The 17,911-nt window shown below is 40.6% G+C and carries 13 protein-coding genes and 1 riboswitch; of the genes, 2 read left to right on the top strand and 11 right to left on the bottom strand.

Annotated elements, in window-relative coordinates; all coding sequences use genetic code 11:
* Nucleotides 1–32: 32 nt before the first annotated feature.
* Nucleotides 33–491 carry a MarR family winged helix-turn-helix transcriptional regulator gene (locus ACFFGV_RS03710; RefSeq protein ID WP_377345226.1) on the top strand — a complete coding sequence of 153 codons (459 nt, stop codon included), beginning with the start codon at nt 33–35 and terminating at the stop codon, nt 489–491.
* A gap of 349 nt (nt 492–840) precedes the next feature.
* Here ACFFGV_RS03710 and ACFFGV_RS03705 read toward each other — a convergent pair whose 3' ends face one another.
* The 10 genes from ACFFGV_RS03705 to ACFFGV_RS03660 all read right to left on the bottom strand — a co-directional run bounded on the left by ACFFGV_RS03705 (nt 841) and on the right by ACFFGV_RS03660 (nt 14,926).
* Nucleotides 841–2,427 (bottom strand): sodium:solute symporter family protein, encoded by a 1,587-nt coding sequence (locus ACFFGV_RS03705; protein ID WP_377345225.1) that lies wholly within the window; start codon nt 2,425–2,427, stop codon nt 841–843.
* On the bottom strand, nt 2,424–2,531 hold the full coding sequence (locus tag ACFFGV_RS03700) for a symporter small accessory protein (protein ID WP_377345853.1): 108 nt from the start codon (nt 2,529–2,531) through the stop codon (nt 2,424–2,426). The genes ACFFGV_RS03705 and ACFFGV_RS03700 overlap by 4 nt, the downstream gene beginning before the upstream one ends.
* A 195-nt stretch (nt 2,532–2,726) precedes the next feature.
* Complete coding sequence (cysI, locus tag ACFFGV_RS03695) at nt 2,727–4,445, bottom strand: assimilatory sulfite reductase (NADPH) hemoprotein subunit (RefSeq protein WP_377345223.1); 1,719 nt, start codon at nt 4,443–4,445, stop codon at nt 2,727–2,729.
* A 26-nt stretch (nt 4,446–4,471) separates the two neighbouring features.
* On the bottom strand, nt 4,472–6,280 hold the full coding sequence (locus tag ACFFGV_RS03690) for an assimilatory sulfite reductase (NADPH) flavoprotein subunit (protein ID WP_377345852.1): 1,809 nt from the start codon (nt 6,278–6,280) through the stop codon (nt 4,472–4,474).
* 223 nt (nt 6,281–6,503) lie between these two features.
* Nucleotides 6,504–6,620, bottom strand: a riboswitch (SAM riboswitch).
* A gap of 151 nt (nt 6,621–6,771) precedes the next feature.
* Nucleotides 6,772–10,098 (bottom strand): cell wall-binding repeat-containing protein, encoded by a 3,327-nt coding sequence (locus tag ACFFGV_RS03685; RefSeq protein ID WP_377345221.1) that lies wholly within the window; start codon nt 10,096–10,098, stop codon nt 6,772–6,774.
* Between the two features lie 223 nt (nt 10,099–10,321).
* Nucleotides 10,322–10,711: a hypothetical protein gene (locus ACFFGV_RS03680; protein WP_377345220.1), complete on the bottom strand. Its 390-nt coding sequence runs from the start codon at nt 10,709–10,711 to the stop codon at nt 10,322–10,324.
* Between the two features lie 169 nt (nt 10,712–10,880).
* A complete protein-coding gene (locus ACFFGV_RS03675; protein WP_377345218.1) occupies nt 10,881–11,075 on the bottom strand; it encodes a helix-turn-helix transcriptional regulator in 195 nt (64 codons plus the stop codon).
* A gap of 8 nt (nt 11,076–11,083) precedes the next feature.
* Nucleotides 11,084–11,611, bottom strand: a complete 528-nt coding sequence (locus ACFFGV_RS03670; RefSeq protein WP_377345216.1) for a DUF6773 family protein — start codon at nt 11,609–11,611, stop codon at nt 11,084–11,086.
* Between the two features lie 322 nt (nt 11,612–11,933).
* The gene (locus ACFFGV_RS03665; protein ID WP_377345215.1) at nt 11,934–13,976 is read right to left on the bottom strand and encodes a catalase; all 2,043 of its coding nucleotides are present in this window, start codon (nt 13,974–13,976) and stop codon (nt 11,934–11,936) included.
* A gap of 173 nt (nt 13,977–14,149) precedes the next feature.
* A complete protein-coding gene (locus ACFFGV_RS03660) occupies nt 14,150–14,926 on the bottom strand; it encodes a 3-hydroxybutyrate dehydrogenase (RefSeq protein WP_377345214.1) in 777 nt (258 codons plus the stop codon).
* Between the two features lie 264 nt (nt 14,927–15,190).
* On the opposite strand from ACFFGV_RS03660, the gene ACFFGV_RS03655 reads away from it, so the two are divergent.
* Nucleotides 15,191–16,468 (top strand): GntP family permease, encoded by a 1,278-nt coding sequence (locus tag ACFFGV_RS03655; protein WP_377345213.1) that lies wholly within the window; start codon nt 15,191–15,193, stop codon nt 16,466–16,468.
* Between the two features lie 130 nt (nt 16,469–16,598).
* On the opposite strand, the gene ACFFGV_RS03650 is transcribed toward ACFFGV_RS03655, so the two are convergent.
* Complete coding sequence (locus ACFFGV_RS03650) at nt 16,599–17,900, bottom strand: dihydrolipoamide acetyltransferase family protein (RefSeq protein WP_377345212.1); 1,302 nt, start codon at nt 17,898–17,900, stop codon at nt 16,599–16,601.
* Nucleotides 17,901–17,911 lie beyond the last annotated feature (11 nt).

The following is a 17,911-nucleotide window of genomic DNA, read 5'->3' as shown; positions in this document are numbered from 1 at the left end:
TGATAGAGTTGATAAGAAAGGAGTGATTCCTTATGTCAGAAGATCATTTGAAATTAGAAAATCAAATCTGTTTCTCCGTCTATGCCACAGCACGGGAAATAACGAAATTATATAGACCTTTATTACAAAAACTTGATATTACCTACCCGCAATATCTGGTGTTGTTAGTATTATGGGAAGAGGATCAACTAACCGTAAAAGAGTTAGGAAGAAGATTATTTCTAGACTCGGGGACATTGACGCCAATGCTGAAGCGTATGGAGAATGCTAAGCTGTTACAGCGAAGACGATCACAAAACGATGAACGCAGTGTAATCGTCAGCCTTACTTCTTCTGGGAAGGAAGCTCAAAAGGAAGCGGACCTAATACCGCAGCTTCTATTAGATAATTTTGATATAGATGCTGACGAATTAACATCCATGAAGAACACACTATCGAAGCTGTTGCACTCTGCCTATGAAAAGAATACATCGTCATCAGAACACCTATAAGGGTTAAAACCCAATCATGGGAGAAGATAAGCCTATCGTTTCCCATTTCCAAGAGGTTAAATACTCGTATGTAGCATTGACATGTTTTTTCATTTTAGATAGTAACGAACTACCTGCATTCATAATCATAGAAGATTGCCAAAAATTAAAAACCAATATGAAAAGCTCCCTTTCCGCTTGAAGGATTGGGAGCTTTTTATGGCACTGATACATCTAATCATGGGGCAGCTGAAGAGTCGCTGTATAAAAACGTGCCAACTTACTACGTACGAATGATAAGCAAACAGCGTGCAGAAAAACAAAGGTTTTTCACCTGCTTAGGGAGACAAGCCTCATCCCAGTTTGATTATTACTTGGAAGAAACGACGTCTTTATGATGTGGATACTCTACACTAGTATTTTTGTCTACCATACTAACTACCACGAAAACCAATGTAGAGAGAGGCAGGGCATACATTAATGGGTCTATATGTGTCCAGGGGTATGCGAGCAGTGCTTCTTTTCCAAATATTGCATTAGATAATCCAATGACACCTGATTCTGAAACATGTAAAAACAAAAAGCCGAATACACTAATGGTAAACCCTGTAATAATACTAGATATTGCTGCTGCTTTTGTAGCACCTTTCCAGAATAGCGCTCCGATTAAAGTGGGTAAAAATCCTGCTGCACAAATTCCGAACCAGAATGCTGTCGCTCTAGCAATTACTCCACCAGGCAGGACATAAGCTAATAAAATAGCTGCTGCTACGCCTACAATTACTCCTAACCTTGTCATGCTGTGTTTCCCTTTTTGCTGTCCTATGTTTAACGTTCTCATAATATCCTCTCCGAATGCGGAGGCCTGTAGATGGATTAAAGAACTGACTGTCGTTATAGTAGCGGATAATAAGGTTAACGTAAATAAATAGATAAACCACTCGGGCATTACTTCATTAATATATCTTGGGATTACCAAGTCTGAATTACCACCTGCTGCAGTTATTGCTAATTGATTACTTGTTTCCACGAAATAAACGTTACTTAATGGTCCAATAATAAATGCAGATCCAGTCATAAAGAAAATAAAGATGCCACCAATTAATACAGAGCGATACAGTGCCCTGTCGTCTCTTACAGTCATACATCGCATCATTAATTGTGGCTGAGCTAATACTCCAATGCCTACGCCCATGATAATAGTACTTACGAGTGTCCACCATAAGGGCGACCCGAATACAGGCATACTAGTCCAGCCTTGATGCCCACCTGAAGAAAGAGATTCTGGAACCATGTTCTTCAGGGAGCTCAAGGCAGCATGCCCATCCATTACACCTCCAACAGCTTGATAGGTCACAAACAATAATACTACCATTCCAATAAGCATAATTACCGCCCCAAAGGCATCGGTGTACATTACAGCCTTTATCCCACCACTGATAACATACAGAGCAACTATGGCAGCGAGTAGAAATAATGACACATTGAAATTAATAGACAGGGATTCTTGTAAAAAACGACCGCCCCCAATAAGAACGATACTCGTGTAGGCAGGCATAAAAATAAAAATCATTGCTCCAGAGAAAATAGTAATAAATTTTGAATTATACCGTCTTCCAAGCAGCATAGGAAATGTAGTTGCATCTAGATCTAACGAAAGCTTCCTGATTCTCGTCCCAAACACAGCAAAAGCCACAAAAATCCCAAGAACAATATTTAAGAAGGCTAGCCACATTAGTCCCATACCAAATATGGAACCAACTCCTCCAAAGCCTACTAGAGCACTTGTGCTTATAAATGTTGCTCCATAGGATAATGCCATAACAACCGGGTTAATATTTCTTCCTCCTACTAAATAATCTGCCTGTGAGGTTGTCTTTTTATAGCCATAGTAAGCCAGCCCTGACATGATTCCAACATAGATAATGACAAGAGGGATTAGAACTGACATATTCATTCTTCATTTCCCCCTTTATTCCACATAATTAACCCAAATAGAATACAGCCAATGGAAGATACAATGGTTAACAGCCATACTAATGCAATAGACGTACTCTCCATTCCCAACACCTGCAACGCCTCCCCTAACATAGTGAATTAATAATTACCATTCATTTATCTGAATATTCTAAATTCAAGTGTAGCATTGGTTCTATAATAAAACCAATACGCAAAACATAGTTTTGTCATACGAAAAAAGTATAGAATAATAGAAAAAGCCTATGATGATCACTCATCATAGGCTTCGAATGAAAATTAACTATGAAATTCTGTGCCGGAATATACAGGCTCTACATACCCCGCTCTTACTACATAATCTCCAAAATGTTCATTGTCATTTCTGTGCTTAGCATATTGAGAGATAATAGGCTTGAGCGTTTCTAAAATTTCTTCTTCCCCAATATTCTCTCGATACATCTTATTAAGCCTTTCTCCGCTGAATCCAGCTCCTAAATACAGATTGTATTTTCCTGGGGCCTTACCGATAAAAGCAATTTCCCCAAGTGCTGGCCTGGCACATCCGTTAGGACACCCTGTCATACGAATTGTAATTTCTTCATCTCGCAGCCCTTCCTCTTCTAAGAGGGCTTCTATTTTATCCACTAAGGATGGAAGATAGCGCTCTGATTCTGCCATAGCCAACCCACAGGTAGGAAAAGCAACACAAGCCATCGAATTTTGACGAAGAGCTGAGTTCTGCTTTCCATCCGTAAGTCCATACTGATCTACGATTGCTTGAATTTCTGCTTTTTTATCGTCTGTTACGTTGGCTATAACCAGATTCTGATTAGCTGTCAATCGGAAATCCCCTGTATGGACGTGGGCTATTTCCCTGAGGCCCGTCATTAGCTTATACTCTTCTGTATCCTTAATACGCCCGTTCTGGATAAATAATGTTAAATGCCAGTTTCCTGCACCTTCTACCCAGCCATAACGGTCCCCGTTATGATCAAAATGATAGGAGCGTGGCTCTTCTATTTTCCAGCCGATACGTCGATCGAGTTCTTCTTTAATCCAGTCAACGCCCATACGGTCCACTGTGTATTTAAAACGTGCATTTTTTCGTTCTGAACGATTCCCGTAATCCCGTTGGATGGTTACGAGCTTTTCTACGACATCAACGATTTGGTCTACTGGTGTATAACCAATGACCCGTGCCAGTTGAGGATATGTGTTCGTGTCCCCATGGGTCATCCCCATACCACCACCAACTGCAACATTAAAACCGACAAGCTTTCCTTCTTCTAAAATTGCAATTAAGCCGATATCCTGTGAGAAGACATCCACATCATTAGAAGGTGGTACTGCAATACCTATTTTAAATTTTCTTGGCAAATAAGTTGGTCCATAAATGGGTTCTACCTCTTCTTCAGCCTCTCTTGTATCAAGAACTTTCTCCTCGTCTAACCAAATCTCGTGATAAGCCATCGTCTTAGGAATAAGATGATTACTAATGGCTTTGGACCATTCATACACGTCTGCATGAACCTCTGATTGATATGGATTAGGGTTACACATAACGTTTCGGTTAACATCTCCACAGGCAGCAATACTATCCATAAGAGCTGCATTCATTTGCTGAAGCGTATTTTTCATATTCCACTTCAAAATACCATGGGTTTGAAAGGCTTGACGTGTTGTTAATTTTAATGTTTCATTTCCATATCTGTTAGCGATATCGTCCATAACAAGCCACTGCTCCGGTGTCGCAACTCCGCCTGGAGTTCGAACTCGTATCATAAATTGGTAGGCTGGTTCTAGTTTTTTCTGCTTTCGCTCATTTCTCACATCTCGATCATCTTGCATGTAGCTTCCGTGGAATTTTAATATTTTTGTATCTTCGTCCGGAATACTGGCCGTAATTCTGTCCGCAAAGCTTTCCTCAAGCGTTCCACGTAAATAATTACTTTCTGTTTTAATGTGCTCCATTGCACTAGGAGGGCCGTGCTCTGTATGCTTCTTATCTGTAGACATCATACTACTCCTTTCAAGTTAGAATCTTAGTACACGTCACGTTGATAGCGTTTATCTTTTCTAAGCGTGGTGAGATACTCTTCTGCTTCTTCTTCACTCATGTTCCCTTCTTGTTCTAATACTGTTCGCAATGCTTTGTGTACGTCTTTAGCCATGTATGTTTCATCTCCACAAACATATACATGTGCCCCGTTCAAGAGCCATTGATATACGTCCTTACTTTTTTCAAGTATTCTGTGCTGCACATACACTTTCTCTTCTGTATCTCTGGAAAAGGCTACGTCCATTCGTGATAAGACTCCATCCTTTAACCATTTCTGCCATTCAATCTGATAGAGGAAGTCGGAAACAAAATGCTGCTCTCCAAAGAATAACCAAGTCTCTGAAGCGGATTCTTTTTCTTCCAGCTCCTCAAGGAATGCTCGATATGGAGCAACACCTGTGCCTGCGCCAATCATTATAACTGGTGCGTCTTGAGTTGGAAGCTTAAAATTCGGATTTTTCTGTACAAATATTGGCAGAGAATCACCTGGCTCTGAGCGCTCTGCACACTGGACAGAGCAAACGCCGCTTCTAGCTCTGCCGTGAGCATCATACCTAAGGGCCCCAATGGTTAGATGAACTTCATCCGGATTTGCAGCACCACTGCTAGCAATAGAGTATAACCTTGGTGGTATTTTCCTCAATAGGTTCACGAAGTCTGTAGGCGTTAGTGTCCATGGACCAAAATCTTTAAGTACATCGATAAGGTCCCTGCCATACATGTAGGTTTTCAGCTCTTCGTTTTGCTCCTCTTGTAACAGGGATTGCAGTTGTTCATGCTCTGTAAACTCCACCATCTTCCTTAATACAGGTTTCGTTACACTAGTGATTTCATAAACCTTTGTCAATGCATAGTGAAGAGGTTTCGTACTTCCTTCTTTATCGACTGGAACAGGCTGCTCTGCATCCCACTCCATTACATCTATTAATGTTTGAACTAATATCGGATCATTTTCAGGGAAGATACCAACTGCATCTCCTGGTTCATAAGTAATCCCTGAACCTTCCAAATCTAACTCAAGGTGACGAGTTTCCTTGTTAGAGCCCCGCCCATTTAAATAAATATTTTCTAGTATTTCAGCATGATATGGGTTACCTCGAGAATGTACAGCCTCGTCTTGTAGTGGTTTTGCCTCATCTGGCTCCTCTATTGATGCAGATGAAGGTGCCTCTACAACAGAAAGTACGGAGGAGAACCAAGCTTCAGCGGGCTCATCAAAATCTAAATCACAATCGACTCGTTCTGCGAGACGTTCTCCGCCTAACGCCTCTAATGTTTGATCAAAATCAATTCCGGTCTGACAAAAAAATTCATAAGAGCTATCACCAAGTGACAAGACAGAGAAACGCACGTCTTCTAATTGAGGCGCTCTCTTTCCACGCAGAAATTCATAAAATGATAATGCATTATCCGGGGGATCGCCATCCCCATGGGTACTAGTAATAATAAGAAGATCCTGTACCTTTTTCACATTTTTCGGTTTCATTTCATCCATGGAGGAGACAGTTACAGGAACATCCTTACCTTGTAGTCTATTACCAAAATCCTCTGCCAGCGCCTGAGCATTACCTGTTTGAGAGCCATATAAAATGGTTACCTCCCGTAACGGTACAGCAGATGCCTGATTATTTGCTTCCTCTGACCCCACCGCTTCACCTTCGGCTGGAACCTCGGTAACTGCAAGGTATCCGCTGAGCCATAATTTTTGTTTTTCATTTAATGAAGGAACAAGTTGATTTAATAGATCCGCCTGCTCTTTCGTAAAAGGACTATTTGATACTTGAAATGCCACCATACTCACCTCTCAGATTCATAATTTCACTAAGCTTTTCCATTGGTAACCTCATTATTCTTCTCAAAACACCCTAATCCAAGCAGTTTAGTTGGTTTTTTAAGTTAAAAGCAACCTGTGCTTCCACACACAGGATTACCTACTGCTATTTCATTTCCAAAACAAAAATACCTCTCTACCTAAAGCAAGAAGAGAGGGGAACATTTTTATGTATTCACAGCTCTTCTTATCTTTACAAGTACGATGGCACCTGCTGGAATTGGCACAGTATCCTTCTTCATAAAAATGACCCGTTGCCGAGGCTTCACCGGGCCAGTCCCTCCACCTCTCGAGATAAGAAAACATATATTAACTTTGTTAAATAATATGGATTACTGAAAATCTTATGCCTAATTTTAAGAAATGTCAATATATTATGATAAAATTCCTCTCATAAAATAAAAGAAAAGAAGAGAGCAGACTGCTTCAGCCAGCTCTCTTCCCCTTTCGTTCTAGTCTAATAGATTCACAACTTTTTTCACTGCATGCTTTTTCACTATACCGCCTGAAACCTTCACATGGTCTACTACTGTCTGATCACCAAACTCTGTTAAGAAGTGGGCCATTTCTTCCGTAACTTGATTTTTAATAAGCACCAAAGGCGCTTTGGAAGAGACCGCTAGAGAAGAAGCAGTTAACGCATCCGGAAAATTCTTACCCGTTGCAACAACGACTGTATCCGCTGGTGTATCTGCTCTGAACTGTTGAAGAAGCTTCACTAGCGTACCGTAGCGATCGGCTCCAGCAATTCTCTGCACCAGTTTATCTCCATTTTGTTTATGAATTTTGTCATACACCTTATTATCAATAACACCTGTTCCACCCGTAACCACTACTTGCTTATCTGCTAGGTAATTCAATGCTTCATTAGATACCTTCTCTTGCTTGGTTAATAGGATTGCCCAATCATCCGCTGCAGCGATAGGGGCAGCAGAGAGTGCATCTGCATATTTTTCTCCTGACGCAACAAACACTCCGTTTACCTCATCTAATGCATCTACAATTGCCTCATTTGTTTCATATCGATTATCCCCATGAATTCTTGTCACACTATAGGACTGTTGAGTTAAAGCCGTTTCTATAGCAGGGCTCACTGCTCCTGGTCCTCCAACAATGATAACCTCTTCTGCCTTAAGTCTTTGCAGTTCGTTCATCACTTCTTTGTTTAATTGCTTATCCGTTAGTAAGAGCGGTGCGTTTCCATATTGAGCTGCCAGTGGACCCGCTGACAATGCATCTGCAAAATCGCTTGATGTAGAAAGTACAACCGTTTTGAGCTGCTTATCCTTTGCAAATCCTTTTGGATAAAGGTCCTTCGATATCTCCACTGCCGTCTCTACCCTATTAGAACCTGCTAGCTCCTCCACTTCCACTTTGTGGTCATTGCTAACAATTTGAACTTTGGAAGTATGATATCCTTGCTCGTCCTTCTGTGGATCATACCCCCTCTCTATATTACCGCTAGCATCTACAGAGAACCAATTGATCATCGTAGATTCTGTTATAGTTAAAGTTTCTGCATCTCCTCTAATTCCATCTACTTGAATCGCTTTCGATTCCAATGTCGGCTTCGAGCCATCCATCGTGTAAAAGACGGTCGCAGGTTCGCTTGTTTCAAAGCTGACCTCTACAGCTCCCTTATATCTCCCGCTGCCTGGGAGCATGTTAGAAGTAGGGCCCTCCTTATCCTCCCCATACTTATTTGCAACTTCCATTAATCCGATTAGCCCATTTGAGAATTCCATCGCCTCTTCATATCCTTCTGCAAATTCCGGCTGGAATCCTACTAGTTCCCATTTGTTTTCCTCTGCGTTCCATAAATCCGCACCAACTTCAAAATTCCACGTGTAAATTCCTTTATCATACCAAAGGTTATCTGCGGAGTTTCCTGCCGCAGAATATAATACATCAGGTATCGGACCTGTTCTGCTTGGAAGAATGACGGTTCCTCGGTGCTTCTGAATCTCTTCTAAAATATGTCTGGATGCAGACCAGAAATAAGCTTCTTCCCCAGCGGTAGGACGTGGAAGCGTTTCTCTAGTTTCCGGCTTGTATGCTCCTGGCGGCCACATAAAATAACCACCATAGCTGTGTATGTTCATAGCAAATTTTATGTTGTCGTATTGATTAGCGAGCCAATCAAGGTTTTGTGCCTCCGGTTCCGAAAGCTCTTCTGGGCCAGCAAACCCATAGCTTGTACAATCAGTAGAAGCACCTGCATATCCGTCATATACAGACCCAACTGGGTGATTACGATTTAAATCTACACCCCAATAATTTCTAGCATTAGGATCTGTATAGGTGCCGTCTTTACAATAATTAGTCATGTTCTTCCGCTGCCAATTATAGTCATAGAAACTGTAATGTCCTCCGTCAGGATTTACGGTCGGAACAATGAAAATATCAAGGTTATCTAGTAATTCTTGTGTATCTTTATCATGCTGATAGTTTCTTAGTAATCGCTCCGCTGTCTCAATACTCACGAGGGGAGTAACCCATTCTCTAGCGTGTTCTTGGGAATAGGCTAAAACGCCAACCTTTGAACCATCCCGCTGTTTTCCTATTCTAATAGCTTTAACCAGATAAGGGTCATGGGTTACTTCATCAGGAGCACTTAAGCTATCTGTTAGTGTAGACTCCACCTCTTCAGCGATCCCTTTTCCTTCATTGTCGCGATATGTAGAAGCTTCTACTAAATCGCTGGCATTCTCATTTATTCCCTTTACTACATCATTAGCTGTGCTAATTGCCTTTCCATCCTTATCAGTTGCAAGGTTAACTATGATGTGATTACTGTTAACCTGTATAGATAACGGAGCATCCGCTTTTTCAGAAGCTTGGTGAGTCACTTTAATATCATTTCCACCTTCATGCCCGTAGGATTTGGATGTTACCACAACGGCAGTGTCTGTTTGCTCACCAAGAATAGCTTGACTATGCCTCCGATACCCATTTGTTTTATATGGCATCTCAATAATCTCAGCCAACTTAGGGAACTCTCTTGCTAATTGTTCCATTCGATTAGTTATTTCAGTAGGAGTCATATAGTGGTCAATAAATCCGGTGGCATAGTGATCATCCTTCACTGGCTTTCCATCTCCAAGCCAATTATTCACTTCATGAGTGGAAAAGCCACCAAGATTACTGGATATTTTCACCTTATCTGGTCTATAGTCAACAGGTACTAGAAAAGAATGATACATATACGTATTTTCATCTGATTTTCTCGACAGCGTGGCACTTCCTCCGTCACCTATTTTTGTGCCAGCACCTTTATCCCAAGAGCCAGTTAAAGCAACACTGGCAGCATCACCTGCACTAGTTTTCGCCTCGACGTATAGAAATGACCCATCTTGATTTGTAAAATAATCTGCTCGAATAACATCTACACGGTCAACAGTAGAAAGTAATTCGGCTTCCTTTTCCGCAGCCTGCTCTCTTTCCTTCTTAATTTTATTTATCTCTTCTTTCGTAGTGACCGTGGTGGTTTCAAACCCTTGCTCTTGTAAGTCTTTAAGCTGTGATGGAGTAACTAATACATCCATTTCATAGCCATCCCCATGTTCATGTAAATGTTCCATCACATCTGCCCCAGTTGCTATTAACTTGTCAAGCTCATCCCGATCCTCCAAATGAATACGAACCAGGTCCGCCTTCTCTTCCACGATTTTTTCCGACTTAGTCGTACTAGCAGTAAGCTTTGAAGAAGGTCCATAAGGGAATAGCGCAGCTAACATTAATACGAAAATAAGCCCGACACTAGCATACTTTCTATTCATCAAATACATCCACCTCCGGTATTTTATAGCTCCTATTCTTCCCTCCTTCCAACTATTTCGGAGCACGAAATAAGTATAATAGAATTCGTTGAAAAAAATTGTCGAAATAATCAATAAATTAAAGAAAAAAAGAAATCCATTCCTAAGCACTACATCACAGACTTAGAAATGGATATATATTACTATTCACTATACACCTATTCATTAAGTTGAATAAAATAGGTCAGGAAGGCACTTTTTGGCTCCATTTTCTTTTATAAACAATACTTTTAACCACTTTATTCAAAAGTACTGTAATCCCTAACAAAAACAAGATAGTCCAAATCATCGACAAAAGCCATGTCAGCCATTCAAAAGGAATCATTGTAGCAATGAGGCCATTCACACCCATAACCCCAGCCGTGGTAATTGCTACACCAGCCATAAAGATAAGTAAGATCGCCCCTACTTGCCATATTCGCAGCTTTCTAATTTCCTCCCATTGCATGGTACAAATTCCAACAATAGTAGCACCTAGAGAAATAAAATGAAGCCATGGATAGTCCCATACCCAGCTTGAAATGGAACAAACTGCTATAATCCCTAACATACTACTGATGATTTTAAATTTCATATGTATTCCCACCTTCAGTGTAAAATGGATAAAGTAATTATAGGAAATCGACTAATAGTAACTATTTCCATTAACCATCATCTTATCGAAACAAGCTTGTAATGACTAGTCCCAAACCGTTTATAAACAAAAAAGCAGCCTTTTGTCTCATAGGCCGCTTCCCTATTCATTACTCATCCCAAAATAGGTCATCCAATGTCTTATTTAACGTCTTACAAATAGAAAGACACAGCTGCAAGGTAGGATTGTATTTCCCCACTTCAATTAATCCAATGGTTTGTCTAGAAACTCCCACCTTCTCTGCCAGCTGCTGCTGTGATAAATCATGTTCTACTCGAGCCATTTTCAATTTTTTATTTTTCATTTTATCCATCACCGCTTATGCTCTATATCGTCATCCTGCTCTTCTGTAGCACTCGTATTTACCGCATCACTTTTTCGTTTAGCTAAACCGTATGGTAATACTATTATTAAAAACATTACAGGAAGATAAAAAGCTAAAGTTCCAAAGAACACAATTAAGAAATAGTACACCAATTCCGATCTAGTATCTGAAAATAGGATGGAATTCGTTGTTGCAAACACTAACGCAAGGAATACCCCTATGAAAACACTGAATATGACGGTCTTCGTATTCATATTCAGCTTATTTGTCCTATCATGTAATTCTACCTCATCTGACAATATCCCTAGCATTGCCGACCTCACCAAATAGTACACACTACTTGCAGCTAGGATAATTATTTCCGTAGTTGCATGTTCATTCGGATTGTTGCTTACTAGAAGCTTGTACCCAGATGACAATAGACATATAGCAATAATTATTACATATATTTCTCGATAAATCTTATTTTGCAGGTTTACAATTCTTTCATCCTGCTGTTTGTTACGAAACCACATTGTTTCTCCCCCTTTAAATGTCTTTAAGTAACATATTCGGTTTACATATTATGTATTATACTTTATATTTAACTTTTTGCAATATATATTGTACATAATGTTTATTATTTTTGTCACTTTCTATATTAGTTTAGAAAATGTTAAAAAATCCAGATACTCTATGACAAATACATAGGACCCATTCCTTAAACTACCTCGAACCTATGGCCTTCCCTATCTCACCATTATCTTCATTAACCTAATCTCAACAAGGTCTGGAATCGTCACAAAAAAACGACCTAGGCTTTTGCCCAGGTCGTTGTTGAACTACTCTTTTATAAACTTATACGAGCTCTCTGTCAAAGAATCGGTGGGACTTGATAGCTTCTGCAAACTGCGTAACGAATGCTTGTTTATCGTCTTCTGTTACAACTCCTTTGGCATTAGATACTCCGGCATTGGATAACAGCTGTTTTCCATCATGAGTTGCTGCTATTGGTTTGAAATGGGAGAAAGCCTCCTGCACAAAATACGTAGCATCTTGCTTGAATTTCTTGTTACTCTGTTCACCGCTTGCTACATAAATAGCATCAAAGAGTACAGATTCAGCTGTGAGGAATGTTGCATCCACTTCCACTTTCACGCCATCTTTACCTTCTTTCACACCTAGCTTGTCACTAATAATGTGAGGATTTACTCCTTTATTCTTCAAGTCAACAAGAATATCATGTACTTCTTGACCTTGGAAGCCATCGTCTACGATTACTGCAACGGCACGAGATTGAAGAGTGTACTTCGTAGTCGTCTGGCTAAGTGCTGGAGAACATTTTGTCACAGAAGAGCCGCCTTCCGTTGGTTTGGAAACTCCAATATTCTCCGCAACTGATTGTGCCAAATGTAGATTAATATGGGCAAGCATATTCACTACCTGTTGCTGTACTGATTCACTTACTACTTTACCTAGCTCAAAACTGTATGCGTTAATGATATGCTCTTTTTCATGGTCAGCCATACTGTTCCAGAATAGAGTAGCTTGACTAAAGTGATCTTTGAAGCTTTCACTTCGTGCCCGAATTTTCTTCCCTTCCACTTTTTCCTGATAATGAACATATCCGCCTTCTTCCTCTGATGCAGGGGCTGGTGTATTATCAGCTAATGAATTATTATGATAGGCTACAGAGCCTTTATTAATAGTCATTCGGTGCATTCCATCCCGTTGGTTATTATGAAATGGGCATTTAGGTCTGTTAATCGGAATCTCATGAAAATTTGGTCCACCAAGACGGGTTAACTGCGTATCTGTATAAGAGAACAATCTCCCTTGCAGTAGTGGGTCATTGGAAAAATCAATGCCAGGAACTACGTGTCCAGGGTGAAATGCTACTTGTTCTGTTTCAGCGAAGAAATTATCCACGTTCTGATTGAGAGTCATTTTCCCAATAATTTGTACTGGTACTTCTTCTTCTGGCCACACCTTAGTAGGGTCCAGAATATCAAAATCGAAGCTGAACTCATCTTCTTCTTTAATAATTTGTACGCCTAGTTCATATTCTGGATAATCCCCTTGCTCGATGGCAGTATATAAATCCTCACGGTGGAAGTCTGTATTTTTACCTCCTAATTTCTGTGCTTCATCCCAAACAATAGAATGAGTACCTAGGACAGGCTTCCAATGAAATTTCACAAAATGTGCTTCCCCTTTTTCATTAACTAAACGGAATGTATGCACTCCAAAGCCTTCCATCATACGATAGCTTCTTGGCAAAGCACGATCGGACATAGCCCAGATAGACATATGGGCAGATTCCTGATTATTTGCTACGAAATCCCAAAATGTGTCATGAGCAGAAGCAGCTTGCGGAATACCACTATTTGGTTCTGGTTTGACAGCATGAATTAAGTCAGGAAATTTAATAGCATCCTGGATGAAGAATATCGGCATATTGTTCCCAACTAAATCGAAATTACCTTCATCTGTGTAAAATTTCGTCGCAAAGCCACGTACATCTCGAGCTGTATCAGGAGATCCCTTAGAACCAGCAACAGTAGAAAAGCGCACAAATACCGGTGTTTGTCTCGATGTATCTGTTAGAAATCCTGCTTTTGTATATTCCTCGATAGATTCATATAGTTCAAATACACCATGTGCTGCGGAACCTCTAGCATGAACCGCACGCTCAGGAATACGTTCATGGTCAAAGTGAGTCATTTTTTCACGAAAATGAAAATCTTCCATCAAGGTAGGACCACGCTCTCCTGCTTTTAAGGAAAATTCGTCTTCACTCACTTTTAGCCCCTGGTTTGTCGTCATGTATTTATCTTTATCATTTACTTTAAACTGCTCCAGCTGCTCCACTTTCTTGCTCTGGTTTTCTTTATCACTCATATTGAGTTTCCTCCTATCATATGTAATCTTTTCTTTAATTTTCATTCCCTTTCATTATTTTCTAAAACTTGTTTTATTGATTATTTTTTAATAATCATTTTAATATAATCCTTTTATCAACATAACAAAAACCCCATGGGATACTACGCCCACGGGGTTTCGCGAAATCTATCTTATTGTGCAGTGTACCCACCATCTATGACGATTGCTTGTCCAGTTACACTTTTCGCTTTTTCACTAGCAAGGAACATCGTATAATCGGCTATTTCCTCTACTTCTAACAAACGCTTCTGCGGAACAAGTGGATAGATAACCTCTTCTAGAACCTTTTCTAATTCTACTCCACGATCTTTCGCTAGATCCTCTAGCTGGCCTCTAACGAGTGGAGTATCTACATAACCTGGTGCAACTGCATTAACCGTTACACCATATTCAGCCGCTTCTAGAGCTGCAACTTTTGTAAGTCCAATAACACCATGCTTAGCGCTATTATAGGCTGCTTTTCCAGAGAATCCAATAAGCCCATTAATAGATGCCATATTAATGATCCGGCCATAGCCCTGTTCCTTCATGATAGGCATTGCGTGCTTTGTAGCGATGAATGGGGCTGTCAGCATAATATCCTGCATCAATTTAAACTTTTCCGTTGGGAATTCTTCAATTGGAGATACGTGCTGTAAACCAGCGTTATTAATGAGTACATCTAGTCGACCAAAGGTTTCAACTGTTTCGTCAATGGCTGCTTTTAATTCAGCTTCATTCGTTACGTCAGCTTTAATCCCTTTCGCTTCATACCCTTTATCCTGAAGAGTTTTAGCTGCTTCTTGGACGCCATCTTCGTTTACATCAGAAAGGACGACCTTCGCTCCATTTTGTGCGAATACCTCTCCAATTTGATAGCCAATTCCTCGCGCGGAACCAGTAATAAATACAATTTGATTGTTTACCATAATGGAAACCTCCTGTAGTTCTACTAGATTGATAGTATATATTTCCTCTTAGGTACAAAGTACATTCTAGAACAGATATACCCCCAATTCCAAATAATTAAATCTTACATATAAAATTTTTAATATTAGTCGAATTAAGAATTATAGAACTTTCTTTAAATAGGTGCATGAGGATTTACCACCAGCCAAGACAGGTATACCATTAGGCGTGGTGTTTCTTAATTCATATAAAAATTTTATTACTATCAAGAGGAGGCAGACGATATGCTATCAATTTTAGTTGGACTAATCGCTCTCATGATAATGGCTTATCTTGGGTGGTCGATTTTATGGATTGCTCCCATTGCCGGTGCCATCGTAGCGATTTTATCTGGTATGAACGTATTTGAAGCATTTACTGGAGATTTCATGAAAGGATTCGCTGATTTTGCACAGGATTTCTTTCCTGTCTTCATGTTTGGTGCTATTTTCGGTAAATTAATGGAAGTGACAGGAAGCGCAAAATCTGTAGCAGAATCTATTACAAAGGTAGTCGGAGAGCAGCGCGCTATTTTAGGAGTACTGCTTGGGGCAGCCATTCTGACATATGGCGGAGTAAGCCTATTTGTGGTTGTTTTTGTTATGTATCCTTTATCTATTAATTTATTTCGAGAGGCAGATATCAGTAGAAAGCTCATTCCCGGAACGGTAGTGCTAGGTGCATTCACCTTCACAATGACAGCCCTACCGGGTACAGCGCAGGTTCAAAACTATATTCCGACGGAGTATTTTGAAACAACCATGCTTGCAGCTCCTATAATCGGCATTGTAACAGGACTTATTATGGCTGTAGGTGGATATTTCTATTTATCCTACCGTGCGAACAAATTAACTAATAATGGTGAAACATTTACAGAGCCAAATGAAGGGAAACAAGACACGAAAGACCGACAGCCAAATGTCTGGTTATCCTACTTACCCCTATTATCTGTTGTTATTAGTATTAATTTATTTAACCTAGAAATGGTTAAAGCTCTATTTATTGGTATTGCCCTTATTTTATTATTGAATCTATCCGTATTCCGCAGTTTTGTTGGCGCTATGAATGACGGCGCAAAGGGTGCAGTTACTGCAGTTGTAAATACGGGTGCCGCAGTAGGTTTTGGTGCCATAGTTAAAAATGCTCCAGCCTTTCCTGCAATCAAAGAAGCACTTCTAAATATGAAAGGCGGACTGTTATTCTCAGACGCAATTGCTACACAGGTTCTTGCTATGATTACAGGCTCAGCTTCAGGTGGGATGAATATTACCCTTAACGCGCTTGGATCTGAATATTATCAGCGTGCACTTGACATTGGCATGAACCCTGAGATTCTCCACCGTGTCACAGCCGTCGCCTCTGGGGCATCTATTCTGCCTCATAACGGAGCACTCCTAACTGTTTTTGCCATTACTGGTATGACGCACAAAGACTCTTACAAAGACATCTTATTTGTGGGACTCATCATCCCTATGATTGCCATGGTAGTTGGAATCTTGCTTGGCATGATTGGCATCGCGTAATACAATAGAAGACCATTAAAAAGCTATCCACTTGTATGTTGCATACAGATGGATAGCTTTTTTTATAATACTTATGGACAGGAGGGCTGAGAGATTACCGCCATGCTCCAGCGCTTTCTGCCATGCTGTCTTAATAAATGGAAGTGTTGTCTTTTGTCATGTTCTCTAATATTTCTTTCACGCGGGCTAAGAAGTTGCCAACGATTAATCCATCTAGGACACGATGATCAAGAGACAGGCACAGGTTCACCATGTCTCGAGCGGCGAACATGCCGTTCATGAAGACAGGACGCTTCACAATGGACTCTACCTGCAGAATAGCAGATTGTGGTGGATTGATTACGCCCATGGACTGAACAGAGCCAAAGGAGCCTGTGTTGTTGACTGTAAACGTTCCACCTTTCATATCGTCGTTAGTCAACTTACCATTTCTAGCTTTGTTGGCAAGCTCTGTAATGTCCTTGGCGATACCTTTAATACTTTTGTCATCTGCATTTTTGATAACAGGCACGAATAGCTCATTATCTTTTGCAACGGCGATGTTTAAGTTTATATCCTTGCGTTGGATGATTTTATCACCTGCCCATGTGCTGTTAAGCTCTGGGTATTCTTTCAGTGCCTGCGCAACTGCTTTTACAAAGAACGAGAAGAAGGTAAGACTGAAGCCTTCTTTTTGCTTGAATTCTTCTTTCAGCGAGTTTCGCATTTCCACCATATTGGTTACGTCTACTTCGACCATCATCCAGGCATGCGGGATTTCCGTTTTGGATTTGACCATATTTTGTGCAATTAATTTGCGTACACCTGTAACCGGGATTTCCACATCACCTGCCTGAGCAGACGGTTGTGGAGCAGCTGGTGCTTTTGTTTGTTGCTTTTCAGCAGCTGGTTGTGCAGTAGTGGGCTGTTCCGTTTGGGCTGGTTCTTCTTTAGGTGGTGCCGCTTCTTTAGGAATTTCACCAGATTCGATGATCTTCTCAATATCTTTGCGGGTTATTCGACCGCCGCGTCCTGACCCTTTTACTTGTTGTAAGTCAATGTCGTTTTCTTGTGCCATGGTTAGCACTGCAGGAGAATAGCGTTTTTTCATTGGCTTATCTTCCTCAGCTTCCTGCTCCGCTACAGGCTCTTTCTCCACAGGTGCTTCTGGCTTATCCTCTGTGGAAGAACCTTCTTCCTCTGCACCTGCTTCTTCTGTTTCGATATAGCACATTAGCTCTCCAACCTCGATGGTGTCCCCTTCTTGGGCTACTAATTCTACAATCTTACCAGAATAAGAGGATGGGACTTCTGCATTCACTTTATCGGTCATAACCTCAGCAATCGGGTCGTATTTCTCGATGGTGTCTCCAACTGAGACAAGCCAGGAACTAATCGTCCCCTCCGTTACACTCTCTCCGAGCTGAGGCATATTAATTTTTTCTTTCGCCATTCCAAACCCTC

This window comes from Pontibacillus salicampi, from assembly GCF_042434395.1.
GTDB classification, from domain to species: domain Bacteria; phylum Bacillota; class Bacilli; order Bacillales; family BH030062; genus Pontibacillus; species Pontibacillus salicampi.
Note: the sequence above shows the minus strand (reverse complement) of the source record. Positions and strands in the feature narration are given on the sequence as shown.

Bases quoted from the DNA above. Each gene is read 5' to 3' on its own strand.
- ACFFGV_RS03710 (WP_377345226.1), top strand. From the start codon at position 33: ATGTCAGAAGATCATTTGAAATTAGAAAATCAAATCTGTTTCTCCGTC.
- ACFFGV_RS03705 (WP_377345225.1), bottom strand. From the start codon at position 2,427: ATGAATATGTCAGTTCTAATCCCTCTTGTCATTATCTATGTTGGAATC.
- ACFFGV_RS03700 (WP_377345853.1), bottom strand. From the start codon at position 2,531: ATGGAGAGTACGTCTATTGCATTAGTATGGCTGTTAACCATTGTATCT.
- cysI (WP_377345223.1), bottom strand. From the start codon at position 4,445: ATGTCTACAGATAAGAAGCATACAGAGCACGGCCCTCCTAGTGCAATG.
- ACFFGV_RS03685 (WP_377345221.1), bottom strand. From the start codon at position 10,098: ATGAATAGAAAGTATGCTAGTGTCGGGCTTATTTTCGTATTAATGTTA.
- ACFFGV_RS03680 (WP_377345220.1), bottom strand. From the start codon at position 10,711: ATGAAATTTAAAATCATCAGTAGTATGTTAGGGATTATAGCAGTTTGT.
- ACFFGV_RS03675 (WP_377345218.1), bottom strand. From the start codon at position 11,075: ATGAAAAATAAAAAATTGAAAATGGCTCGAGTAGAACATGATTTATCA.
- ACFFGV_RS03670 (WP_377345216.1), bottom strand. From the start codon at position 11,611: ATGTGGTTTCGTAACAAACAGCAGGATGAAAGAATTGTAAACCTGCAA.
- ACFFGV_RS03665 (WP_377345215.1), bottom strand. From the start codon at position 13,976: ATGAGTGATAAAGAAAACCAGAGCAAGAAAGTGGAGCAGCTGGAGCAG.
- ACFFGV_RS03660 (WP_377345214.1), bottom strand. From the start codon at position 14,926: ATGGTAAACAATCAAATTGTATTTATTACTGGTTCCGCGCGAGGAATT.
- ACFFGV_RS03655 (WP_377345213.1), top strand. From the start codon at position 15,191: ATGCTATCAATTTTAGTTGGACTAATCGCTCTCATGATAATGGCTTAT.
- ACFFGV_RS03650 (WP_377345212.1), bottom strand. From the start codon at position 17,900: ATGGCGAAAGAAAAAATTAATATGCCTCAGCTCGGAGAGAGTGTAACG.